The 22,140-nt window shown below is 73.1% G+C and carries 24 protein-coding genes and 1 pseudogene; all 25 read right to left on the reverse strand.

The window, feature by feature from the left end:
• Window positions 1-6: 6 nt before the first annotated feature.
• Complete coding sequence (locus tag ACFY2K_RS40025; RefSeq protein WP_387717590.1) at window positions 7-843, reverse strand: hypothetical protein; 837 nt, start codon at window positions 841-843, stop codon at window positions 7-9.
• Window positions 840-1,487, reverse strand: coding sequence for a hypothetical protein (locus tag ACFY2K_RS40030; RefSeq protein WP_387717591.1), 648 nt, complete (start codon window positions 1,485-1,487; stop codon window positions 840-842). The genes ACFY2K_RS40025 and ACFY2K_RS40030 overlap by 4 nt, the downstream gene beginning before the upstream one ends.
• Window positions 1,487-2,002, reverse strand: a complete 516-nt coding sequence (locus tag ACFY2K_RS40035) for a hypothetical protein (protein ID WP_387717593.1) — start codon at window positions 2,000-2,002, stop codon at window positions 1,487-1,489. The genes ACFY2K_RS40030 and ACFY2K_RS40035 overlap by 1 nt, the downstream gene beginning before the upstream one ends.
• Window positions 1,999-2,748 (reverse strand): glycosyl hydrolase, encoded by a 750-nt coding sequence (locus ACFY2K_RS40040; RefSeq protein WP_387717595.1) that lies wholly within the window; start codon window positions 2,746-2,748, stop codon window positions 1,999-2,001. Before ACFY2K_RS40040 ends, ACFY2K_RS40035 begins: the two co-directional genes overlap by 4 nt.
• Window positions 2,745-3,335, reverse strand: a complete 591-nt coding sequence (locus ACFY2K_RS40045; protein ID WP_387717597.1) for a DUF4913 domain-containing protein — start codon at window positions 3,333-3,335, stop codon at window positions 2,745-2,747. Before ACFY2K_RS40045 ends, ACFY2K_RS40040 begins: the two co-directional genes overlap by 4 nt.
• Window positions 3,336-3,473: 138 nt before the next feature.
• Entirely contained in the window at window positions 3,474-4,187 is a 714-nt protein-coding gene (locus ACFY2K_RS40050) for an HAD family hydrolase (protein WP_387717599.1), read from the reverse strand.
• Window positions 4,188-4,206: 19 nt separating this feature from the next.
• Window positions 4,207-5,409 (reverse strand): MFS transporter, encoded by a 1,203-nt coding sequence (locus tag ACFY2K_RS40055; protein ID WP_387717601.1) that lies wholly within the window; start codon window positions 5,407-5,409, stop codon window positions 4,207-4,209.
• Between the two features lie 156 nt (window positions 5,410-5,565).
• Complete coding sequence (locus ACFY2K_RS40060; RefSeq protein ID WP_387717635.1) at window positions 5,566-6,438, reverse strand: DNA cytosine methyltransferase; 873 nt, start codon at window positions 6,436-6,438, stop codon at window positions 5,566-5,568.
• Between the two features lie 121 nt (window positions 6,439-6,559).
• Window positions 6,560-6,766, reverse strand: a pseudogene (locus tag ACFY2K_RS40065) (DNA cytosine methyltransferase); the annotation flags it as partial.
• Window positions 6,767-6,850: 84 nt separating this feature from the next.
• Entirely contained in the window at window positions 6,851-7,426 is a 576-nt protein-coding gene (locus tag ACFY2K_RS40070) for a hypothetical protein (RefSeq protein ID WP_387717603.1), read from the reverse strand.
• Between the two features lie 38 nt (window positions 7,427-7,464).
• On the reverse strand, window positions 7,465-8,049 hold the full coding sequence (locus ACFY2K_RS40075; protein ID WP_387717605.1) for a hypothetical protein: 585 nt from the start codon (window positions 8,047-8,049) through the stop codon (window positions 7,465-7,467).
• Window positions 8,046-9,239 (reverse strand): DnaB-like helicase N-terminal domain-containing protein, encoded by a 1,194-nt coding sequence (locus tag ACFY2K_RS40080; RefSeq protein WP_387717607.1) that lies wholly within the window; start codon window positions 9,237-9,239, stop codon window positions 8,046-8,048. The genes ACFY2K_RS40075 and ACFY2K_RS40080 overlap by 4 nt, the downstream gene beginning before the upstream one ends.
• On the reverse strand, window positions 9,239-9,484 hold the full coding sequence (locus ACFY2K_RS40085; protein ID WP_387717609.1) for a hypothetical protein: 246 nt from the start codon (window positions 9,482-9,484) through the stop codon (window positions 9,239-9,241). The genes ACFY2K_RS40080 and ACFY2K_RS40085 overlap by 1 nt, the downstream gene beginning before the upstream one ends.
• A gap of 101 nt (window positions 9,485-9,585) precedes the next feature.
• Window positions 9,586-11,376, reverse strand: coding sequence for a type IV secretory system conjugative DNA transfer family protein (locus ACFY2K_RS40090; protein WP_387717611.1), 1,791 nt, complete (start codon window positions 11,374-11,376; stop codon window positions 9,586-9,588).
• A 105-nt stretch (window positions 11,377-11,481) separates the two neighbouring features.
• On the reverse strand, window positions 11,482-11,904 hold the full coding sequence (locus ACFY2K_RS40095; protein ID WP_387717613.1) for a hypothetical protein: 423 nt from the start codon (window positions 11,902-11,904) through the stop codon (window positions 11,482-11,484).
• 26 nt (window positions 11,905-11,930) lie between these two features.
• Window positions 11,931-12,578, reverse strand: a complete 648-nt coding sequence (locus ACFY2K_RS40100; RefSeq protein WP_387717615.1) for a hypothetical protein — start codon at window positions 12,576-12,578, stop codon at window positions 11,931-11,933.
• 36 nt (window positions 12,579-12,614) lie between these two features.
• Window positions 12,615-13,823 carry a hypothetical protein gene (locus ACFY2K_RS40105; protein WP_387717617.1) on the reverse strand — a complete coding sequence of 403 codons (1,209 nt, stop codon included), beginning with the start codon at window positions 13,821-13,823 and terminating at the stop codon, window positions 12,615-12,617.
• 132 nt (window positions 13,824-13,955) lie between these two features.
• The gene (locus tag ACFY2K_RS40110; RefSeq protein WP_387717619.1) at window positions 13,956-14,480 is read right to left on the reverse strand and encodes a hypothetical protein; all 525 of its coding nucleotides are present in this window, start codon (window positions 14,478-14,480) and stop codon (window positions 13,956-13,958) included.
• A 75-nt stretch (window positions 14,481-14,555) separates the two neighbouring features.
• Window positions 14,556-15,053 (reverse strand): hypothetical protein, encoded by a 498-nt coding sequence (locus tag ACFY2K_RS40115; protein ID WP_387717621.1) that lies wholly within the window; start codon window positions 15,051-15,053, stop codon window positions 14,556-14,558.
• A 30-nt stretch (window positions 15,054-15,083) separates the two neighbouring features.
• Window positions 15,084-15,830, reverse strand: coding sequence for a hypothetical protein (locus tag ACFY2K_RS40120; protein WP_387717623.1), 747 nt, complete (start codon window positions 15,828-15,830; stop codon window positions 15,084-15,086).
• Between the two features lie 96 nt (window positions 15,831-15,926).
• Window positions 15,927-17,033, reverse strand: coding sequence for a hypothetical protein (locus ACFY2K_RS40125; protein ID WP_387717625.1), 1,107 nt, complete (start codon window positions 17,031-17,033; stop codon window positions 15,927-15,929).
• A 100-nt stretch (window positions 17,034-17,133) separates the two neighbouring features.
• On the reverse strand, window positions 17,134-18,405 hold the full coding sequence (locus ACFY2K_RS40130; protein WP_387717627.1) for a hypothetical protein: 1,272 nt from the start codon (window positions 18,403-18,405) through the stop codon (window positions 17,134-17,136).
• A 30-nt stretch (window positions 18,406-18,435) separates the two neighbouring features.
• Window positions 18,436-19,941 (reverse strand): ATP-binding protein, encoded by a 1,506-nt coding sequence (locus ACFY2K_RS40135; RefSeq protein WP_387717629.1) that lies wholly within the window; start codon window positions 19,939-19,941, stop codon window positions 18,436-18,438.
• A 24-nt stretch (window positions 19,942-19,965) separates the two neighbouring features.
• On the reverse strand, window positions 19,966-20,415 hold the full coding sequence (locus ACFY2K_RS40140) for a DUF6238 family protein (protein ID WP_387717631.1): 450 nt from the start codon (window positions 20,413-20,415) through the stop codon (window positions 19,966-19,968).
• A 35-nt stretch (window positions 20,416-20,450) separates the two neighbouring features.
• A complete protein-coding gene (locus ACFY2K_RS40145) occupies window positions 20,451-21,917 on the reverse strand; it encodes an SCO6880 family protein (RefSeq protein ID WP_387717633.1) in 1,467 nt (488 codons plus the stop codon).
• Window positions 21,918-22,140 lie beyond the last annotated feature (223 nt).

A 22,140-nucleotide genomic window follows, 5' to 3' on the forward strand; every position in this document is an offset into this window, starting at 1 on the left:
CCTTGTTCAACGGGTGTGGGAGGAGAGGGAGGGGTGGGCCGCTGCTGCCGGGGGCGCTGCGTGGGCGGGGCCGGCCGTGGTGAGGGCGAAGCCGCGGTAGAGGGCGGCGGCCTGGCGATCCCGCTCGCTGCGGGCGGCGGCGTGGGCCGCTATGCCCTTCGGGGTGAGGGAGAGCATGTGCCCCAACCACGGGTCGGGGGTGCTGGTGTCGGCGGCTACGAGACCGGCCTCGATCAGCCGCGCGACGGTCTCGGCCTCGACGGGAGCACCGAGCCCGGAACCCCAGACCACGTACTTTTCGCCGTGCACGCTCTCGCGCAGCCACAGGTCCCCGCGCTCCACATCCCGAAGCGCCTCGAGCGCGAAGCCCTGCTCGTCGTTCCAGGTGGCCGGGGCGGGCAGGGGGTGCTGGCTGCTGGGGCGGGGGTGCACGTCGGCCAGGTGGCGGTCCTGGGCGTGGCCTGGGACGTTCGGCTCGATGCCGCCGATGCGTTCGACGGCGTCAAGCACGCTGGTGAGGCGCTGATAGGCGACGTCCTTGCGGGCGCCGAGCTGGTCGAGCTGGCCGGCGGCGTACACCAGGTCGGTGCCGACCTCGGGGCGGGCTGGACGCTCACCTCGTGCGATCGGTTGCAGCCGGGCGATCAGGGCTTCTGCCTGGTCGGTGAGTTCGCGGTGGATGTCGTCGAGGTCGCAGGCGGCGTTGCCCGCGAGCTGGGCCAGTTGTGCGCGCGGGGCATCGTGCTGGTACCGAGCGCCGAGGAGGCTGAACGGGTCGTCGACGCCGAGCCGCTCGTGGACGAGGTAGGCCCCGGGGTGCACCAGCGGGTCGTGCGGGTTCACGAGGCCGCCTCCATCCGGGCGAGGAGGGAGCGGACCAGGGTGGGCAGGCTGTCGGGGCCCTCGCCGCCGAGGCGAACGAAGCTGACCTCCTCGTCCAGGAGGCGGAGAGCGTCCTCGGTCAGGCCGCTGATGATCTCCGTGCACGCGTCCGTGAACTCCGTGGAGGCGAGCAGAGCCTGGCCCAGGATCTGCAGGTAGAGGCCCGGCGGGAGGGCGGCCTCGGCAGCGAGCGCGGTGATGGCCTGCCGGTCCTGCGGGGCGTAGGCCGACAGGTCGAAGTCCGGGACCTCGCCGGGGGCGGCGGCCGTGGCGTCGGACGGCAGGCCGGCCTCGACGGTCAAGCAGTCGACGGCCTGGGTGAGGTCGGCGAGCGACTCGGTCAGCCAGCCCAGGGCGGAGGCGTACGAGGCGAGGGCGAACAGGGTCGCGGGGGTGGCCGGCAGCCTCGCGTCCAGAAGGTCCTCCATCCGGCCGGCGAGCGACGTGATCACCTTCGGACCAGTGGTGAGCGGCCCGAGGACGGGGTGGAGGTGTGAGCGCGAGCGCGGCGTGGCGTGCTCGGCGGTGACGACGCCGGAGACGGCCTCGGCGGCCTCGGCGAGCCACGCGGCGAGGTCGGTGTGCGTCGGGGTGGGGGTGGTCATTATCGGGCCTTTCGGGTGGTAGCACCGGTGGCGAAGCCGGGGGATGCGGTTGTGTAGGCGGGGGCGCCAGCAGTTCCCGGTGCAGGGCGTACGGATCGGGCGCGGGCGGCGCGGACGCGGGTTTCCTGCTGCTGCCGGATCTGGGCCTCCCGGGCCGGGTCCAGGCCGGGCGGCAGGTTGAGGCCGGTGCGGCCCAGGCGGTTCTGGGCGGAGCGGTAGACCGCGTAGTCGAGCCGAGGGCCTGCGGCGATGAGGTGGACCTCGCGCCGGTGCTGGGAGGCGGCGGGGGCGTCGCGGAACTGCACGACCAGGCGGTGTGAAGCCCATTCGCCGCCCGCGCCGAGGACGATCTTGTGGCAGCCCTCCAGCCGGCCTTCCAGGCGGGTGGCGACGCGTTCGCCGTGGACGAGGTCCTGCAGGTGGAGCAGGGCCTGGTCGCGGATGGGCTCGGGGAGCTGGCGCAGGTCGGCGATGGCGTCGGGGTGGGCGGAGAAGGCGAACTTGGCGCGGCTCACAGCGACCGCCCCCGATCGGGCTGGGTGACGGCGGCGGCTGCGGGCGCGGCGGCCAGGACGTCGGCGGCGGTGACGGCCGGGGCGGTGGTGCTGCGGGCGAGCGCGGCGCTGGTGCGCAGGGCCTCGGCGTCGCGGCGGTACTCGGGCGGCTCGGGCAGCGGGGTCGAGCGGTGCTCCAGCCAGTCATCAGCGGCGGCGTGGTCGGCGAAGGCCCCCTCGCGCACCGTGTAGGTGAACTGGTCGGGCTGAAGCGTCTCCAGGAACACGCGGACGGGCAGCTCCTCGGCCTGGCTGTCGACGGCGACGCTCCAGCCCTCGGTGTCGGAGTCATCGATCACCTGGTAGTCGGCGACCTTGAGGCTCTCGCCCGCGAGCCGGATGCGGTCCTCGACCCGGACGGACAGCGCGTCGGCGGGGCGGGGGACGTCGAAGATCGGCGCGAGCTTGTCCGGCGGGCAGCCGCGGTTGACCAGCCAGCTCTGCGCGAACGCGAAGGTGGCGTGCCCGTCCCGGTGCATGCTGAACATGCCTCGGCTGCTGTCGCGGTCGACGTCGAAGGAGACGATGTTGGCCTTGTTGGGGTAGTCCCAGGTCGCCGTCTTGTCGAAGGCGATGATGAAGCTGCGCTCGCCAACGTCGTGGTGGGAGATGAGCTGGAAGTCCTTCTCCCAGGGGTAGTTGTACGCATGGCCGGGGGACTCGTCGGCGGGCTTGAGGCCGTCTAGGCGGAAGTCGAGGGTGTTCATGCGGCGAGTCCCAGCTGGTCGGGGGTGGTTAGGACGCGGTGGGCCAGCCGGGAGGGGCTGGTGGTGCAGGCGGCGAACGGGCCGTCCGGAGCGCGGAGCTGGAGCAGGGCGTGGTCCAGGTGGTCGCGGTGCCAGGTCGAGGGCCCGCTCTGGCCGGCCTCGGCGGCGGTCAGCTGCTGCCACGCGAGCCAGAGCGCGTGGAGGCGGGCGACGGCCTCCGGGTGCTCGTGCCACTTCGCGCACCACGGTCGGGTGGAGCCGATCTCCCGGCCGTAGACGGGCAGCAGGATGTGGGTGACCCAGAAGGAGAGTTCGGCCAGCTCGGCGGCGTACTGGGCGCCGCCCATCGCGAGGATGAACAGCGAGGGGGCGCCGCCGGGTTCACCCTCGGATGCGGACTCCGGCCCGGCCGCTCCGGACCCGGTCTCGTCGTCGGCTTCGGAGCCGAGTCGGTCGAGGATCACGCCGTGCTGGCGGACCTCGGCCATGGTGCGGTTCAGCGCGCTGACGAGGTCGTCGAGGTCCTCGTCGGGGATACGGATCGGCTCGGGCTCGGGGGCGCCCGGCATCGGGTCGGACTCGGACATGGCACATCCAGGGGGTTCGGACGGACGGGGAGGGCGGGGCCGGAAGGTCTTCTTCGGGTCATGGCAGGGCTCCGGGGAAGCGGTCGTTGAGGGAGATGGTCCGCAGGATCGGCGGTTTGGTTCGGCCGCCGATCCGTGCTAGGCGCAGGCCAGTTGGGCGCCGTGGTTCTGGACGAGGCGCAGGCCGAGGGCGACGGCGTCGCTGAGGGTGTCGGTCAGCGGGTGGCCGGCGGCGGCGAGCTTGGCGGGGTGGTGCAGCCCGCCGGTGTGCAGCACCGCGTGCGCGCCGTTCGCGTGGGCCGCATCCGCGTCGTCGACGGCGTCGCCGACCAGCAGCACCCGGTGCGCCTGCTCGGTGAGGCCGAGGGCTTCGAGGTGGGCGGCGAGCGGGGCGGCCTTGGTGCCGCCGGAGGGCCCGGTGCGGCCCTCGATCCGGGTGAAGAAGTGGCCGATGCCGGCTTCCTCGACCTCGCGCACGAGGGTGTCGTGCGGGCACAGGGAGAGCAGCGACTGGGTGTGTCCGGCCTCGCGCAGCGCGGCCATCAGCTCGGCGGCGCCCTCGCGCACGCGCACCGGCTGGGCGCGCAGGTGGTCCAGGAAGGCGTTGTCGCTGGAGATCCACTCCTGCTCGGTGATCGTGCGGCCGAGCAGGCGGGCGTAGAAGTTCGGGATCGGCACGGTGTGCTTGGCTCGGTAGGTCTCCCGGCCGACCGCGTCGCCGCCGAGGGCGGGCAGGGTCGCGTTCAGGGCGGAGACGTGGTCGTCGAGGTCGTCCTTGATCGTTCCGTTCCAGTCCCACACAACGTGCATGCGGGTGGCGGGAGTTGCGGTGGCGAAGAGGGCGGTGTTCACGGCGGTTCCTTCGAGGTGGTCAGGCGGAGAGGCGGTCGTTGAAGCGGTGGAGCAGCCACAGCGCGAAGGCGGCCCCGGCGAGCGGGACGGCGGCGACGAGCAGCGGGACGGAGGCGAGGGAGGCAAGGGCGGTGCCGGCGGCTTGGCCGACGCCGATGCAGGCGATCAGCCAGGCGAACGCCTCGGTCGATTCGCCTTCGGGGGCGAGGCGGTCGACGGTGAGGAACGCGGCGGTCAGCAGCGGTGCGAGGAAGGTGCCGGGCAGCACGGCGCCCAGGACCGCGACGGCCGGGGCGGGGTCGGGCAGCAGCGGCAGCCAACCGGCCGCGAAGCCGACCGAGGCGGCGACCAGGTGCCGGGCGGGGGAGCCGGGCCAGGCGTGTCGGCCGTAGGCGAGGCCGCCGAGCATGCTGCCGATGGACAGCGCGGCCGGCATCACTCCGGCCAGCCACCCGGCGTGGTGGCGCTCGGTGGCGGACAGTGCCAGGACGTTGACGGCGCCGAGCGCGACACCGGTGCCGATCAGCGCGGCGAACAGCACCCGAAGCCCCGGCACGCGCAGCGGGCCCGTCCAGTGCACCGCTTCGGTGAACTCGGACGGAGTCCAGGCGCGGGAGGGGTGGGAGGTGACGACCAGGCCGGTGCCGAGCAGGCCGAGCGCCGCGGTCGCCACCAGCGCGGTGGTCGCTCCGGCACCGGCCGCGAAGCCGGTGGCCAGCAGGGGCCCTGCGACGAACACCAGGCCCTGGGTACTGCTGTCCAGCGAGAGCGCGGTGTGCTGGCGTCCGGCGTCGGGCAGCAGCACCGGCCACAGGGAGCGAAGGCCGGCCTCCAGCGGCGGCGTCGACAGCCCCGCCACCAGCACGGTGAGCGCGGCGAGCACCGGGTGGCGCACCGGGCCGGTGCACGGCAGCAGCAGGAACGCCGTGCTGGCGGCGATCGTGGCGGGGACGAGGATCCGGGCCTGGCCGTGGCGGTCGACCAGGCGCCCGAGCAGCGGCTGCCCGAGCGCGCAGGCGAGTCCGTACAGGGCGCCGAGCAGCCCGGCCAGGGCGAGCGGGCCGTGCTCGGCGCGCACCAGCAGCAGGATCGCGATCGGCGCCATGCCGGTGGGCAGGCGTCCGATCAGGGTGCCGCCGAGCAGGCGGGCGACGTACGGCGTACCCAGGACAGCGCGGTATCCGCTGTCCTGGGTGGGGCCGCAGGCGGTGGTGGTGCTCAAGGAGGAGGTCCTTCGGTCGTACGGCCGGTGGCGCGCGGGCGCGCCGGGCCGGGGCATGCGCAGGCATGACAGCCCCCTCGGGTCGGTGCGGCTGCGGGGAGAAGAGTCCGCGGATTCCGGGATTTGGTACGGCCGGGAAAAAGAGGTAGAAGCCCCTCACTCGGCACGGCAGCGGGCACAGCGCCGGAAAGGAGGAGCCAGCAACTCCAATGCCCGCTTAGCCTGTTGGGGAACGACGCCGTTGCCGAGCGCGGTGAGCTGGGCCGGGCGGCCGAGCCCGGGGGTGGCTGTCACCCAGCCCGCCTCAAGCCCTTGCATCCACTCGACGAACTCCGCCCGGAGCTTGCCGCCCTCGTCGGTGGCCGCCGGCGCCGGGCGGGTGAGCGTCTCCCATCGGGCGACGGCTCCGGCGTACGGTCCCCACCGTCCGGGGTCGAGCCGTCCTGCGGCCACAGCGGCAGCGCCACCGCCATCGAGGCCCGGCGCCGGGAGGAGCGTGAGGCCGGGTTCCGGGGCGAGGAGGGACGGAGCGAGGCTGCTGCCGAGGGCAGGGTCAGGTCCCCGCCACCGTGCCGCTGATTCGGCGAGCCCTTGATCCCGTCCGACGCCTTCGGAGTGGGCAGCAGCCACTCCACCTCGTCCGCCAGGTTCGGGCCGTGGCCGCCGCGCTTCCTCTTCTCCGGGTGCTGGCTCCCGCCGTTGGAGCCGATGTTGCTCGTGGGGGTCTTGAGCAACGCTGTGGTCGGTGGGCCAGGCGGTGAGGAAGACCCTGGCTCGGTGGTGGGGTGCACCGACGTCGGAGGCGCGAAGAACGAGCCACTTCGCGTCGTACCGAAGCTCGGCCAGGCTGCCCAGTACGGCGCCAAGTGCCCGCAGATCAGGCTGGGTTGGGTCGTCTCCCAGACACCACGGGCAGCGTTCCACGTCGCCAGCGGAGCTGGCGACAGCGGGGGAGGTGAGCAGTCCTCGTACATTCTCGACCACCAGGAGGTGCGGGCGCATGGCCTCGACCGCGCGAGCCACGTGCAGCCAAAGACCGGATCGGGTTTCGGAGTTGAGTCCGGCGCGGCGGCCGGCGACCGAGACGTCTTTGACAGGGGAACCCCGCCGTGAGGACGCACACCCTCGGGACGGTGGACCAGTCGATGGTGGTGATGTCGCCCAGGTTCGGCACGCCGGGCCAGTGACGGGCGAGGATCGCGGCCGGGCCGGGCTCGGTCTCGGCGTGCCAGGCCAGACGGCCGCCGAGCGCGGCCCGGACGCCGAGGTCGAGGCCGCCGTACCCGCTGCACAAGCTCCCGATCAGCGGGCCGGGGTCAGCGCGCAGGGCGAGCGACTCGTCGAGGGGTGCGTTCATGGCTGGTTCCTGAAGCAGAGGACGGGGGTGGTGAGGGCAGGCGGGGCCTGCCCGACCGGTGGCAGGACGGGGAGCGGGTGCATGTCAGCGGCCCCGGACGCGCAGGGTTTCCGGCTTGGTGGTGCCGGGGGCGAGTGCGGCCTGGTGGCGCAGGCGCGGTGGCGAGGCGAGGAGGGCAGCGAGTTCGTCCAGGGCGGCGGGCTGGTCGTGGGTGAGCTGATCGGCGAGCTGGCGCAACGCACCTGCGGCGGAGACCAGGGTGGTCTGGGCGTCGAGGAGGTCGAGGTAGACGCTCATGCCATCGGTGGGCAGATGGACCGGGCGGGTCCGGGCGATCTTGTGGCCGGTGGTGATGAGCGCGGACGAGGCCACGGTGATCGCGTGTGCGATCACGGGTGCGACCAAGGCGTCGCCGAGTACGGCGCGATGGTGGGCTCGTGCCTGATCGGGCTCCAGAGCGCCGGTCTCGTTGACGTCGCCGGCGCAGGAGAGGACGTACTGCTGCAGGCCCGCGAGAGCGGCCAGGACGTCGGAGGTTGCTTCGGGGGCGGGTAGGCGGCTGGTCGGGTTCAGCCGGGCCAGGTGCCGGGCGGCGTCGGCGAGTTGGTCGGCGAGCGCGTGGAGCTGCTCACGCTCGAGGCGGTAGGGGATGAAGTCCATGGTGGCGGGTTCCGGTGGTGGAGGGGACGGGGATTGGTTCAGCGCGAGCGGGCAGGGACGCGCTGGACCGCTGCGCTGGCAGGCGCGGCGGATGCTGTCAGAGCCGGGGCTGTTGTCGCAGCGCCGGGGGAGCGGGCGAGGGCGGCCCGCTGGAGCTTCACGGCCGGTGGGGAGACGGCCGAGGCGGCGGTCCGGAGGGTCTGGGCAGCCTCGGCGAGGTCGTCGCGTGCTGTCTCAACGGCGAACTCGATCATCTGCCCGGCGACGGTGTGGGCATCCTCGTAGCCGGCATCACCGCGCTTGCCAGCCGTTCGGGCGACGAAGGCGATCTGCTGGGCGACCGTGCCGAGGGCGGACGCGGCCTGGGCGACGCCGCCGATGGCGCTGGCGAGCGCCTCGGCCGTGTGCGCCGTGTGCTCCTGCGGTGCGGCTGCGCCCGCACGGAACAGGTACTCGTCGCCCATCTCGGTGATGGATCGGCCGAGTTCGGTGATTTGGCCGGCCACGCCGATGGGATCGGGAAGACGGAAGGGGGCACTGACCTGGGGCAGTTTGGCGCGCTGGGCGTCGAGCCCGGACGCCGTGGCGTGCAGCAGCAATGCTTCCGATATCGGGCTGTTCACGGGGTACTCCGGAGGTGGCGGGAGGACGAGGCGTGGGCGGGCGCCGTGGCCGTGACGCCCGACCTGGACAGGGCGGGAACGGGAGGTGCGTCCCGCGGAACGGACTGCTGCTGAGGGCTTCGGGCCAGCGCTGCGCGGACCCGAGCCGCAGGATTGGAGCGTGCCTCGGTGGCGGCCTTCTCGGCAGCCGGGGAGGGGAGTTGGTTCGCCGTGCGCCAGCGGGCGCGCACCTCGTCGAGCGGGCCGAGGGCGTGCAGGGCCTGCCCGATGAGTCGGCCGGGCGCCATGGAGCTGCCCTCGGCCAGCGCTTTGATCGTGGTGGCGGCTCCGGCGGCGGTGCGCACGAGGGAGGAGCGGATGACCTGGTCACCCAGCCACTCGGCCGAACCCGCCCCCGGTCCGCCCAAGAGAGTGTCGATCTGTTCGCGCGAGAGGGTGCCATCGGCCAGCAGACCGCGCCGCTGGACCTCCCACAGGGCGGTCACCTCGTCGATCGGCTCGCCCCGGTGGTGGAGGGAGCCGAGGCAGCGGTAGACCTGGCCGTGGCCGGCATCGACGAAGTCGCCGGGCCGCAGCCAGTCGTATACCTCGGCCATCGCTTCGGGCTGGTTGACGAGGACGGCCAGGAGGAACCGCTCGTCCTCGGTCTCCTCTAGCCTGACCGGTGAGGGCACCGCGCTCGCGCCCGGTCCGGGCGGCGGGATGGGACGGGGCTCGGTGCCCCAGCGGCGGGCGAGGTCGCCGAGCACGCCGGTGAAGGCATCGGCGTGATGCAGGACGCCCTCGACCTGGTGCTGCTCGGCATCGATGCGGGCGACGTGTTCCAGGCGGACGGCGTGCTCAAGCACCGTGCGGTGGATGGACCCTTCGAGCACCATGCGGCCGTACACCGGGGCGTTCTGCGGGCGCGGGCACGCGGCGATCAGGGTGAACGGGTACGAGGCGTTCAACCCGCGCACCTGGCGGCTCGCCTCGGCGACCGTGTCGGTCACCCACGAGAGCGGTACTGTCCCGTCAGCCTCCCGCACCGGACGCTGATCGTTGCTCAGGGTCCGCATCGCGGCGAACAGGGCTCGGTGAGCCGGACGGTAAAAGTCGGCGGGTGTCAGCCAGGCCAGCGTGTCGAGCTGGGCCGGGTCGAGGAGGACCGCGCCGAGAAGGGCTTGCTCGCCCTTGAGCAGTGCGTCCATCACCGCCGCTTCCCCTTCCGCTTCTTCCGGGTGCCGGCCTGCTTGTCCCGCAGCAGGGCGACCTCGCGGTCGGCGGCGGCCATCGCGGCGGCGAAGCGGTCCAGCTCACCGGTGAAGACGGGGTCGGTGGCCAGAATCGAGCCGGTGCCGGTGATCAGCCACCACTGGCCGCCCCGGCGGACGACCGGCGCACCGGCCAGCGGAGCCGAACGGTGCTGGGCAGCAGGCGAGTTGGCGTCGGACATGGAGAGACCTTCCGAAGTCGAGGCGGAGGAGTGGAAGAGCTGGGGCGGCACCGGCCGGAGAAGCGGCGGGTTCCCGGTCGGCGCCGCCGGGGGGGGGTACGTCAGGCCGAGAGGGTGAAGTCGTCGCGGTCGGTGGTGGCCTTGGCGATGGCGCGTTCGGTGATGGCCTTGGTGGCGCGGGCGGAGGCCGGGCCGATCTCCTTTGCGGAGCGCTCCTTGTACCAAGGCTTGAGGTCGAGCATCGCCACTCGCATGCCGGTCGCGAAGAGCAGGATCTTGCCCTTGGGGAGGGCGCGGATCTCGTCGGGTGGCAGGATGCGCTCGGTGCGCATCGACACCGACGTCGACTTGCCGCTGCCGGAATCGGACACAGAGACGGTCTGCACCTCGTGTTCGCCGATCTGCCGGGAGAGCCGGTCCGCGAAGTCGGCGTCGTCGATACCGCTGCCGATGATCTTGGTGGTGGCTGCCGACCAGAGAGCGTCCATGCCGGCCTCGCCCCAGCAGCGCTGACCCTGGCGGTAGGACTGAAGGATGGTGATCGGGATGACTCCCCGGCTGCCCAGGTGGGAGTAGAGGTCCGGCAAGTCCGAGATGCGGCACACGTTCGCGGCCTCGTCGAGGACGCACAGCGCGGGCGGGTCGAGGCGTCCGCCGGATCGTTCGGCGACGATGACGGCCGCGCGCATCACCGCGTCGGCCGCAGCCGCGATGATCGCGCTGGCGGAGCCGCCGCCGTCCTTGGACAGCAGGAACAGCGTGTCGCGGGAGGAGGCGAAGTCGAAGGGCTTGAACTCCGCCAGGCCGGGCGTGGGGGTGACCCAGGCGGCGATCTCCGGGTCCAGCAGGCAGCTGGCGTACTGCCTCGCCGTTTCGTAGATGCCGTCCCTGGTCTCGGTGGCGCCGGTGACGGTGCCCTGGAGCTGGGCGGCGACCGCGTGGTGGCCGGCGTCGGTGAGCAGGTCGACGGGGGTGCGGTCGGAGGGGGAGGCGAGCCAGGCCAGCACGTCGGTGATCGGGCGGCGGTGGCTTGCAGCGGCGAGGAAGAGCGACCCGAGGGTGTTGCTCGCCGCGGTCGACCAGAAGTCGGAGCCGCTGGACTCGTCCACGCTCGCGGTGACGAAGTGCCCGGCCAGGCGCTTGGCGCCGGCGAGGTCGCGGGCGTCGGCGAGGATGTCCCACCACATCTCGCGCGGGTGGTGCGCGATCTGCTGCGGGTCCATGGTCCAGACCGTGCCGACCTTCGCGCGGGCGTCGGCGCAGGCGGTGAAGGCGTCGTTCGCCGCTTTGTTCGAGGTGAGCAGGACGGGCCCTGGGGCGGCGAGGATCGCGGGGATCGCGATGCCGCTCGTCTTGCCGGAGCGGGGCGCCATGATGGCGACCATCACGTCCTCCCACGAGGCGCGGACCTCGGCCCGGCCGGGGGAGAGCGTGCCGATCAGGATGCCCCGGTCGTTCGGCGCGACCTCCTTACGCTCCCGGTCGTTCAGGCTCGGGCGCAGGCTGCGGGCCTTGGCGGTGATCTCCTTGTTCAGGAGCGGCGCTATGTCCGCCTTGCGGGCCATGCCACTCTTCGCGCCAGCGCGGTGACGCAGCCACAGCACCAGGACGGTGACGGTGGCGGCGACGGTGAGGGCGCCGGGGACGATGCGGGCGCCGACCAGGACGGAGGTCTGGTCGAGGTGGGGCCACAGCCGGTCGGGGTGAAGGAGGGCGTCGGCGACGTGGAACGGCGCCCACGGGCCGGACCCGACGAAGTAGTTGGTGAGGTTGCCGGTCAGCCAGGCGAGGGAGCCGAAGGCGATGGCAGCGCCGACGACGGCGAACAGGAGATAGAGGAGCGCGTCCGTGCCGGTGGAGGTCGACGGCGCGCCGGTGCGCGGGGCAGGCAAGGGAGAGTCCAGGTGGGTGCGAGCGGGCGGGGGGCGGGGCGCGCTCGGCTCTCGAACGGATCGTCACGGGGCTGCTCTCTATCGGGGCGAGGGTGAAGGAACGCTTCAGCGGGTGCGGCTGCTCGGTCGCTCCGCCGCCGCCTTCGGCGGGGCTGGCGGCTGCTGCACGGTGGCATTCACGCGCGTCGCGGCGGAGGTGGCGAGGGCCGCCGCACGCCGCAGCTCGGCGGGGTCGTCCCTGCCGTGGAGGGAGACGACCAACTGCGGCTCGATGGCGACTCGGTGCTGCTGGACGCTCAGCAGGTAGGCCGCGCCGGACGCGGCGGTCAGCTGGTCCGCGCTTGGCCGCTCCGGCGGGAGGCTGTAGGAGGCGGGGTTGCCCGGCTCGGTCGGTGCGGTGAAGCCGAACTGGCGCAGGGTGCGGTTGATGAGACCGGGGGCGTCGGTGCGGCAGTCGGCCCAGATCCGGCCGTCGCCGCCGCGGTAGATCTCGACGTCGGTCCCGTAGGTGTCGGCGAGGTTTCCCATGGTGGTTGGTCCTCTCGGTGCTGCTGTCAGCGGGTACGGCGCGGTTGCGCGACCGGGGTCGTGATTGGCGTGGCGGTGGGTTCGGGGGTGGTGGACGGCTGAGGCACGCGCCGCGGAGGGCCGGCGACGGCTGCCTGACGGCGTTGGGCTTCCGACGTTGGCGGCGGCACGCTGCCCATGACGTCGTGCAGCAGTTCGCGGGTCCGCAGCACCGGGATGCTCTCCGAGTGGCCTGAGCGGCTCGGCTCGGCGGGGCAGTCGGGGATCCTCGCGGTGGCGGTCTCAAGGTCCTCCCGGACGGTGAGGAGTGCCTGGTGCGCGGTGGCCAGCCGTGCCCACGTGTCGTAGGCCAGGTTGTAGCCGGGGGAGGCGAAGTCCACCCTGGCGCGGGCCCAGTCGGCCCCGGCCGCGACCAGCTCGGTCAGCTGCGTCAGCGGGCCGACCAGGGCGCTGGTCGTCTCCTCGAAGATCGCCGCCACGTCACCGGGGCTCGCGTCCTCTTCGAGCCGGACGACCATGCCCGGCAGGGAGCGGGGGTCGGCGGCAGGCGGCGGGATGTAGCGGACCTGAAGCGGCTGGTCGGCTGCGGGCGGCCGACCGCTGTGGGCCAGGCGGATGTTGTGCTGCATGGCGGCGCCGACCGCTTCTCCGATCGACGAGTAGTGCTCGGGCACCAGGGCTCCCAGGAAGTAGTGACGTGCAGGAACGTTTCAGCGGGTGCGGCCGGCGGGAACTGCCGCTACGGCCGGTACGGGCGTCCGCCAGCCGGCGGGCAGGTCCGGGGCGTTGGCGGCGGCCGAGGCGGTGGTGCTGCGGGCAAGAGCGGCGCGGGTGCGCAGGTCGTCGGCACGGTTTGCCGTGTCGGACATGGCGCGCTGCACCTCGTCGACGGCCCCGGCCAGTTCGGCCTGGGCGGTGACCAACTGGTCGGACGCGAAGCCGAACCGGTCGGAGAGGGCGAACTGGTCGGGGTCGAGTTCGGTGATCTGCTCGGAGGCGATCTCGAGAGCCTCCTGGAGGCGCACCAGCATCCCGTCGTCCGGGTCGAGCAGCTCGTCGAGCACCCCCGCGAGTTCTGCGAAGTCCGTGGCGCCGCGCAGCTCGTCGGTGAGATTCAGGATCTGCTGACCAGCGGTGCTGAGCGGCTCGGCGTCGAGCTTGGGGTCGAGGTCGACGGTGTATCGGGCTGCGCGCAGCATCTCGGTGGCGTGGGTGGCGACGGCGGCCCGGTCGGCGGGGGCGGTGGTGGTGGGCAGCCGGTGGCGGCGGCCGTGCCAGTCGTCGATCTGCTTGAAGCCTGCGTGACGGAGCAGGGTGGCCGACAGGTCGTCGCTGGCGCCGGCGGCGACGACGCTGCCGCTGGGCTCGGCGCTGATGGTGATGACGGGCATCCGGTGGTCCTTGGCGGTGGTGACGGTACGGGTGAGGTGACCGAGTTCCGCAGCGATGCGGGTGCACTCGGCCTGCACGTGGAAGGGGTCGCGGTAGGTGTTGTGGATGTATCCGTCCTCGCGCACGACGGTGGCGACGACGTGCACCGACCGGTCGCCGTTGCGGATCGCCGCCCACCGGCAGCCGTCCGGGTCGCCGGCGGGCGCGAGCCCGGTCGCGGAGACCAGACGCCGGGCGACATCGGCCCACTGGGCGTCGCTCAGGTCCGGGTGGCGCGGGTCGGAGCGCACCGAGCACATCCACACGGGGCGCGCAGGCGCCCGGGAGCCGATCCGCAGAGCGGGGGCGTCCAGCACGCCGCCGCCGAGGACCTCCTGCGGGTCACCGAACAGCGGCAGTTGCTTGTCCGCGCCTCGGTAGTCGGCGCCGATCAGCCGGGGACGCAGCCGGTCGCCAGGCTCGTCCAGGCCGTACAGGGCGGGAATCAGCGCGGCCGTGGTGGTGGCGCGCTGCAGGTGGGCGATCACGGTGTCCCCTTCTCGGACGGGCGGCGGGGCCCGGCGAGCGGGCTGACGAGGACAGAATCCGCAGGATCGGAGGTTTGGCCCGGCCGGAGATCGGTGGTAGAAGCCGCGCTCCGGCCGGGCCGTCCAGCACTCCTAGCCGAGCCGCTTCGGCGAGTTGAGCTTGTGCTCCGCAGCGAAGCGCTCGCAGGCGTACTGGGCGAAGCGCTCGTCGTTGTGCAGCCTGGCCCAGCTGCCGTCCTGGCGGATGACGGTGGCGACGATGTCGAGCCTGTCGGCGGCGGAGCGCACAGCCAGCCAGCGGCAGGAGTTGGGATCGTTCTGCGGCTGGATGCCGGTGGCATTGAGCACCTGCAGCAGCAGGTCCCACCAGTGATCGTCGCTGAGGCCGGACTGGGTGGTGCTGCGTATCGAGCAGTGCCAGGTCAGGCGCTGGGAGGGGGTGTGGCCGGTGCGGGGCTTGCGAAGCGCCCGAGGTTCGTCCAGCAGGGCCGCCAGGTCCCGCAGGTCGTAGACCTCCTGATCGGGCGGACCGGGCGACCACGTAGCGAACAGGCTCGGCTCGAAGTCGGGGTCGTCGTTGAGCGTGTCCAACGCGTTCAGCAGGTCGAGGGTGCTCTCGGTGCGCCGGACGGTGCACTGCAGCGGGTAGGTAGCCATGGAGGTGTGTTCCGAATCGTGGTGCGGTGGCGGGAGTTGGGGCCGGTGTCCTGCGCCGGGCAGCGCGCCGACATGTCACATGAAGGGGTTCTCGGTCGGCCGGTCGGTGTCCACGGCGGCCTCCAGCAGCTCCTCCAGGTCGCCCGGTTCGGAGGTGCGCTGGTCGATCCACCAGCCGGCGCGGGTGATCCTGCGGGCCCGGTCCTCGATCCGCTCCCACTCGGGCTCCGGCATGCCGGAGTCGAGGACGAGCGCGGCGTACGCGGCGGCGAGGACCTGGTGGCGGCAGCGCACGCCCCAGGCGATCCCCTTCTCGGTGCCCTCCAGCGGCGGCATCCGGAACTGCTCGGACCAGGCGTCGGACTCGGCCTGCTCGGCGGCCCGCTTGGCCTGAAGCCACGCCGCCTTCTCGGCCTCGTCGCCGTCCTTCGCGGCGCGCCAGCAGTCGGTGCACTCCTGCTTGGCGAGCCAGTCGGCGAAGCCGGCCCGGCGGTCAGCCGGGCGGTCGCCGAGGTCCCTCTCGCTTTCGTGCCCGCACGAGTGGGTGATCTGCCAGACCTTCTTCACAGCCATGTGCTCTGCTCCTTGGGTGGGTTGGGGTGGTCAGCGGGCTCGGGCGACGGCGATGCGCGGGTCGGCCGCCGCCGGCGGCGGGATCACGGCGACAGCGGTCGACACGGCGGTGGTTGCCTTGAGCGAAGCCTCGTTGGCGCGGAACTTGTGCGTGGTGAACGCCTGCTGGGCCGGTGCGCGGCGGGCGGCGAGGTCCTCGGCCAGACGCGGCTGGACCGCGACTTGCAGGTCGCCTGCGCGGTGCATGGCGGTGGTGGCGGAGGCCATGCGCTCCAGTGCCTCGCCTCGCTCGACGGTGACCGGCAGTGTGTAGACGTCGAGCACGTGGTTGAACCGCCAGCCGTGGGCCTCGAGGATCTGACCACCGCGCTCGACCGCGTTGACTGTGTCGTCAGTGGCAGCGACGACACCGAGCTGCGGATGCTCGGCGAAGGCGACGTCCGGACCGCTGTCCGGCGCCGGTTCGGTCGCGGGCAGCCGGGAGCGGGCCTGCTCCTGCGCTTCGGTGTTCTCACTGGGGGCGAGTGCCATGTCGGTGTCGACGCGGTAGCCGGCGCCGGTGAGGAGCTTGGCGGCCCAGGCGGCGCGCTCGCGGGGTTCGCGGTGCTGGTTGGTGAGCGTGAAGAGCTTCGGGTTGCCGGGTAGTTGCTGGAAGTCGAGGCGCTCCAGGAACCAGTGGGCGGCGGCGTTCTGGGTGGGCAGGGAGGCGACGATGCCGTGGGTCGGGTGGTGCCCGATGGCGACGTCGGGAAGCTGGGTGGGTACGACGGTAGGCACGATGGGGCTCCGCGTTGCTGGTTCGGACGGTGGACCGGTGGTCGGGGCGCGGTCTGCAGCGGCGGGGCACAGCGGTCTTCCTTCCGGGACGGGGGTTCAGCGGCGCGGCCCGGCGGCGCGGACGGCGGCGACCGGGGCGGCGAGGACGGCTTCGGCCGGGTGGCCGGTGAGGGTGCGCGTGGAGGCGGGGGAGGTGGCGAGCGCGGCGAGCACCCGGGCGTCGGGGCCACCGGCCGTGACCCGGGCTGTGGGTTGGGGGCGGCCGGGGTGGGCGGTGTGCCGGTCGGCGAGGTCGCCGCGCATCGCCCGGATCTCCCGCACGTAGCCGTCCGCCTTGTCCGCGATGTAGCGCAGGCGCGCCGCGTAGTGCGGATCGGAGGCACCGCCCAGCCCCTCCCACCAGGAGGCGGTCTGGTGGAGTGCACCGACGACCTGGTCGAGGACGCCGTCACCGGGTGCGGTCAGCTCGCTCAGCGCGTCGACCGCATCCCGGGTGTGGCCGGCCTCTGCGATGGTCTTGCTGACCTGAGCCAGCGACCGGGCCGGGGGCAGCGCCGGCGGAAGGCTGTGGTCGATCAGGTCCGCCGGGCAGGTGAAGCGGTAGCCCCCGGCGCGCAGGTAGTCGACGGCCCGTGTGACGGCGACCCGGCGCTCGCCGGGGTCGACCATGGCGGGGGGAAGCCGGTGGTGGGTCTCGTGTACCCGGACGACGGGGATGAACCCGGCGCGGTGGAGGGCGGACTCGGCGCCTTCGCGTACGGCCTGGACCTGCTGACGGGACGGTACGCCGAGGCCGTCGAGGTGCTCGTCGACGGCGGCGAGCAGCTTGGGCACGCTCCCCCCGTTGCGGGAGTCGGGCCCGTCCAGCCTGCTGTCGTAGACGACTTCGAACAGCTCAGGGTCGTCGGGGCTGGAGTGATGAGTCGCCAGCCAGTCCGGCGGGGCGTCGTCCGCATGGCCGGACTGCTCCGGCGAGATCACTAGGCGGCTGCCGTCAGGCAGGCCCGCGTCGACGATGTAGTCGTCCGCCCCGAAGTCGACTCCGGTCTCAAGGCCCCGCTGCGCGAGAGGACGGGTGACAGGGAGATAGCGTCGGGCCGGACCGGTGGCGTTACGGTCGGTCAGGGTGTCCGGACCGTAGACGTGGGCGCTGACACCGAAGGCGTTCTCCATGAACAGGACGGTCAGATCAGCGGGTTGCATGGCGTGCTCCTGGGGGTGCGCGCCCCGAGGCGTTGGGGGCGGGGCGCTGATGATGCCGGGGACCCGGGACTTGGTCCGGCTGCGAAGCGGTGGTAGGCGGTCACCGCGTGCGGCGGGGTGTGCCGAGAACCGGCGGGAGGGGCGGAGCAGGCGCCACCGCGAAGTCGCCTCGAGGATGGCCGGTGCGGGCGAGCGCGGCCTTGACCTGCTGCCCGCGGTCCGGCACGGGCAGGGCGACCCTGGGTGCGACGTGCGCGGCGAGCGCGGGAAACGGGCCGTCCCTGAGAGGTGCGGCGGCCTCCCACGCCTCCTGGTTGCGCAGGTCCACGGCGCGGTCCCGGACCTGCTGGGCCTTGGGGTGCCCGGGGAGGATGCAGTCCATGGCGTCCTGCCAGCCCTCACGGATCTCCCGGAGCCGCCCGAGCGCCCTCTCGGATTCGCCGAGCCGTCGCAGGGCGGGCCCGGTGACGGGGTCGAGGTGGTCCTCGACGCTGGCAAATGCCCGGATTCCGGTTGCGAGGTGCGGGCCCTGGTCGGTGAGCGTGGTGATGTAGTGCCAGGCGGCCCGGTTGCGGCCAGCCTCGGACTCGAAGGAGCCGGCCTCCCCACGGCGACTCCAAGGCAAGCCGGTTCCGGGGATGTAGGCGGTGCTCAGTTGCTGCAGGCCCTCGGCGGCGAAGGCGAAGGAGTTCGTCCGCGCCTGCCAGGCGGCCTGTCGGTAGCCGGGCGCGAGGCGGTCCCGGACATCGGCCGCCACCGTGGCCGGCGTCGCGTCGGCGGAGAACACGATGCGGGCCGGGGGCTTCACGCCGCCGAGAAGGCTGTCGGGATCGTCATCGGGCAGGGCCGAGCGGACCACCAGCTCGTGGCCGGGACGTGGCCTCACGGCGAGGAACCGCTCACCGCCGGGGCCCGCGAGGAGCAGGGCGGTGTGCGGAGCCGAGACGCTGTCCCAGGGCGCTGGACCTCCACCCCAGAGACGCTCGCGCAGTTCGACGAGGTCCCGGCCGGGGTTGAGGGGACAGGGCTGGACGGACCATCCGGGCAGGTGCTCGGCCAGCTCGGCAGCGAGCGCAGGCACGGGCACGGGGCGGTGGGGCCGGTCGGGCAGTGCCCGGCTGTCCTCGTCGAAGTACACCCGCACGTACGTCTCCTCGCCGGGCTCGGCGCGGGTGTCGCAGGGCTTGAACACGGCGGAGGAGGACACCCACTGTGCGCCGTCGCGGTGGGTGGAGGTCAGGACGGGGTGCCAGTTGGTGTGAAGGGCGGGGCGCTGGTCGGGGCGGGCGGCGACCAGCTGCTCGAACTCCGTGAAGTCGGCCGCCGTGAGGTGGGAGTGGTCGAGGTAGGACTCAACGTCGTTGGTAGACACTCTGGTTCGGGAATCCTGAAGTCGGGCCGGTCAGGCGGCCATGCGGAAGTCGGTGTCGTACAGCTGCTTCTCCCGGCTGTGGAGGAGGTGCTGCACGATGAAGCTCAGGCTGGCGACCTTCCACAGGCCCCGGCCGCGAGTGAGGGCGGCGATGGCCTGGGCTTCGACGCCGGTGAGACCGAGCAGGGCCATGGCGGCGGGGATCTGGTCTGGCTCCTGGCGGTAGATGATCCGGGTGCTGCAGTCGGCGAGCAGGCCCTCGGCGAGCACGCGACCACGTGATCCGGCGTCGCCCGCGCTCAGCAGGTCGGAAAGCCGGTGCAGGATCAGCAGGTTGGCGATTCCCAAGCCTCGGCTGAGCTTCCACTGCTGCTGCATCCGCTCCAGCAGGCCGACGTGCCGCATGATCCGCCACGCCTCGTCGTAGATCACCCATCGGCGACCGCCGGCGGGGTCCGCGAGGGCGGACTCCATCCACGCGCTCGCGCACGTCATGGCCAGCACCAGGGCCGTGTCGTCGCCGCTGCTGCCGAGCCGGGAGAGGTCGATCGAGAGCATCGGTGCGTCCGGGTCGAACGTCACGGTGGACGGCGCGTCGAACATGCCGCTGAGGTCGCCGTGGACCAGGCGGCGCAGGGCATGCGCGAGGTCATCGGTGGCGTGGCCGAGGCTGCCAGCCTGGTCGCCGAGGGCAGCGTCGAGGCGCTCGGGTCGGCCGAGAGCCTGGGCGATATCGCCGAGGAGAGGCACCGTGCCGTCCGCCACGGCATCGGCGACGGCCAGGTCGAGCGCGACATCCAGGCCGGTGTGCTCCATCGGCAGCAGATCGCGCTTGAGCACGGTCGCCGCCAGGCTCGCCAGCAGCAGGAGCCTGCGCTTGCGGACCTCGCTGGTCCAGTCCTCCTCGCTCACCCCAGCCGGACGCTGCGGCGCGTCCAACGGGTTCAGCTTCCCCGGCAGGCCGGGCCCCAGGGCGATGGTCTGCCCGCCGAGGGCCTCGGCCAGACCCGACCACTCGCCCTTCGGATCGGACGGGATGTAGATCTTGTATCCGTGGGCGATGGCGCGGGTCGCGATGGACTTGGCGAGCGCGCTCTTGCCCATGCCGATGATGCCGCACAAGATCCCGTTCGGGTTCGTGAACCCCTCTATTCGGCCGGAGTTGTACAGGGCGAAGGGGTCGTAGCAGAACGAGCCCTCGGCGTGCAGGTCTCGGCCGATGAAGATCCCCTCGGCGCCGAGGCCGGCCTCCGCGAGGAAGGGGTAGGCCCCGCCTGCGACGGCGGTGGTCATGCGGTGCTGCGGAAGGCGGAGCTTTCCGCCACGTGCGGAAGCGGGCCCGGGGCGGCCGGAGGCCGGGTAGACGGGCCGGAGTTCGGGGTCGGTGCCCTCGCGCTCGCGTCGCACGGTGGGCAGGGTGGCGAGGCGGGCCTTGGTACGGGCTTCGGCGAACCCTGCACGGGCGGAGCGCCGGTCGGCTCGGCTGGTCTTGCGCGGGACGAACAGGTGGGAGGCGGTGGCGCGGTTCCTGGGCATGATCACGGATTCCGGGGTGCAGGGTCAGCGGCGGACGAGGCCGGTGAACGGGGCGTGCAGGTCGGCGGGGGTGGTGCGGCGGCGCACCAGCTGCGCGGTTTCCTGGTGGCGGCGGCAGATGCTCAGCTCCGGCGCGCCCTCGGGAAGACGGGCGCGGCACGCTTCGGGGCCGGGAACCTCACCACTGCCGGGCCGGGGTGAGGCGTGGTAGGCGGCGTGGAGGTGGTCGGCGGCCTGCCACAGGCGGGTTCGGGCGGCCCTGAGATGGTCGCCCTCGGCGGGCAGCAGCGGGGAGGTGCGCTGGGCGTGGGCGTCGAGAAGGCCGTGCAGCGATACCAAGTGCTCGTGCAGGCAGTCGAGTTCGGCGCGGGAGGCGACCAGCGGGCCGGTCGGGACGTTGAGCGCGCGGTGGAAGTCGATCGCGGCGGTCGCGTACGGGACGAAGTCCTGCGCGGTTGCGGTGGTGGCCGGCATCTGGGGTGCTCTTTCAGAAGGAGGGCGGGCCGGCATCAGGCGGCGAGGGCGAACGGCAGCGCGGAAGCGGTGAACGCCTCGGCCTGCTGCCAGGTGAGCGGGCGAAGGTCGAGCTGGGCGCCAACGGCAGCGGTCTCCACCACGGCGCAGGCGGACCGCAGCTCGTCCTCGGTGTCGGCGGAGACGGTCAGCAGCCCGGTGAGGGCGACGTCGGCATGGCCGGCGATCAGCTGCCGCTCACGGTCCTGGATGTCCTGGTACTCCACCGAGTCGGCCTCGCTGGCCACCTGGCCCTTGCGGGCGCGCTCGGCCGAGTCGGCGATGACACTGGCCTTCTTGCGGCGGACATCGCGCATCGCCGAGTCCAGGTCCTTCGGCTCGTAGGCCAGGGAGACGGTGCGGCGTACACCCGAGGCGAACATGAGCTGGTGCAGGAAACCGGGGTTGACCTGTGTCCTCGGCCAGTTCTCCACCCAGTAGGTGGTGTGATGGGCGGAGTCGGTCGAGATGTGGTCGGCCTTCTCCACCACGACCACCGGACCGGCGGCGGCGAGGTCGGCGGCCGGGCGCCCGTCCTCGGACCAGCGGTCCAGCGCCGCACGGGACTTCGGGTCGTAGGCGGTGCGGGCGACGGCGGCGATCTCGTTGGCGTTGAGCCAGCCGGTCGGGTTGAGGCCGGCGGTGCGAGCGGACTGCTCGAAGGAGCTGGTCAGCTGGGCGAGGACCGCGAAGGCGCCGGTCAGGCCGCCTCCGGCCTGGTTGATCAGCCGCCGTGCAGCCTTGAAGTCCAGGGCGATGGCGACGTACGCCTCGTGCGGGGCGGCGGCCGGTCCCGCGCCGCGGATCAGCTCGCCGTAGAGGGCTCCGGCGAGCGGCGCGTCGGGGTGGCCGTGCTCCTCCCAGTAGCGGCGAAGCGCGTCGCCGGTGTCGGGAACGGTCCGCTCCACCACCTGGATGCGGGCGACCTGGCCGGTGCGGGCGAGCGCCGCGAGCGCACGCCCCCAGCCGTTGACGTTGGCGCTCTGGGTACCGGGGTCCAGGAGGGCATAGGCGCGGCTGCTGACCTTGACGATCGCGGTGAGAGTGCCGGCGTGCGGGTCGTGGACGGCGCCGTAGCGACGGTCTGGGGCGGTGACCACGCGCAGGCTGGCCGCGCTGCCGGGCAGGTGGAGCAGACCCTCGCGCACCGGGCGGGAGGAGGGGCGCACGAGCCAGACCAGCTGTCCGCGCAGGCGCCGCAGGCCGTAGCGGGCGGCGATTGGTGCCCAGTCGGCGAGGGTGCGGCCCCGGTAGCGGATGAACACCAGGGCGGCGACCGCAGCCCACAGAGGTATGAGCTGCAGGGCGCCGATGACGCCCCGGGCGGTGAGGACGGCGAGCAGCAGCAGGCCGGTGGTGGCGCAGGTGATCAGCTGAGGCGCGCTCAGGCCAAGCAGGATGCCGCGTCGGCTGCGGTGGGGGAACTTGACGGACGCGGGGGCGTCGGGCGTCGAGGAGGGCATCGGGGTTCCAGAGGGGTGAGCATGCGGGTGGCGGTCGGGGGCGCGGCGCTCTTCTGGACGTCATCGCGGGGCTCCTTCGAGAGTTCGGGTCGGGGGCCGGGGGGGGGGGGGGGCGGGCGCCCCCCCCCCCCCCAACCCCCCCGGCCGCCCCCCCCCCCCGGGGGGCGGGGGGGGGGGCCGCCCCGCCCCCGCCCCCCCCCCGGGGGGGGGGCCCCGGGGGCGC

This window comes from Kitasatospora sp. NPDC001309 (genome assembly GCF_042896295.1).
Taxonomy (GTDB): domain Bacteria; phylum Actinomycetota; class Actinomycetes; order Streptomycetales; family Streptomycetaceae; genus Kitasatospora.

Coding starts and splice junctions, on each gene's coding strand:
- ACFY2K_RS40030 (WP_387717591.1), bottom strand. CDS start 1,487: ATGACCACCCCCACCCCGACGCACACCGACCTCGCCGCGTGGCTCGCC.
- ACFY2K_RS40040 (WP_387717595.1), bottom strand. CDS start 2,748: ATGAACACCCTCGACTTCCGCCTAGACGGCCTCAAGCCCGCCGACGAG.
- ACFY2K_RS40045 (WP_387717597.1), bottom strand. CDS start 3,335: ATGTCCGAGTCCGACCCGATGCCGGGCGCCCCCGAGCCCGAGCCGATC.
- ACFY2K_RS40070 (WP_387717603.1), bottom strand. CDS start 7,426: ATGGACTTCATCCCCTACCGCCTCGAGCGTGAGCAGCTCCACGCGCTC.
- ACFY2K_RS40080 (WP_387717607.1), bottom strand. CDS start 9,239: ATGGACGCACTGCTCAAGGGCGAGCAAGCCCTTCTCGGCGCGGTCCTC.
- ACFY2K_RS40085 (WP_387717609.1), bottom strand. CDS start 9,484: ATGTCCGACGCCAACTCGCCTGCTGCCCAGCACCGTTCGGCTCCGCTG.
- ACFY2K_RS40095 (WP_387717613.1), bottom strand. CDS start 11,904: ATGGGAAACCTCGCCGACACCTACGGGACCGACGTCGAGATCTACCGC.
- ACFY2K_RS40110 (WP_387717619.1), bottom strand. CDS start 14,480: ATGGCTACCTACCCGCTGCAGTGCACCGTCCGGCGCACCGAGAGCACC.
- ACFY2K_RS40115 (WP_387717621.1), bottom strand. CDS start 15,053: ATGGCTGTGAAGAAGGTCTGGCAGATCACCCACTCGTGCGGGCACGAA.
- ACFY2K_RS40125 (WP_387717625.1), bottom strand. CDS start 17,033: ATGCAACCCGCTGATCTGACCGTCCTGTTCATGGAGAACGCCTTCGGT.
- ACFY2K_RS40135 (WP_387717629.1), bottom strand. CDS start 19,941: ATGCCCAGGAACCGCGCCACCGCCTCCCACCTGTTCGTCCCGCGCAAG.
- ACFY2K_RS40140 (WP_387717631.1), bottom strand. CDS start 20,415: ATGCCGGCCACCACCGCAACCGCGCAGGACTTCGTCCCGTACGCGACC.
- ACFY2K_RS40145 (WP_387717633.1), bottom strand. CDS start 21,917: ATGCCCTCCTCGACGCCCGACGCCCCCGCGTCCGTCAAGTTCCCCCAC.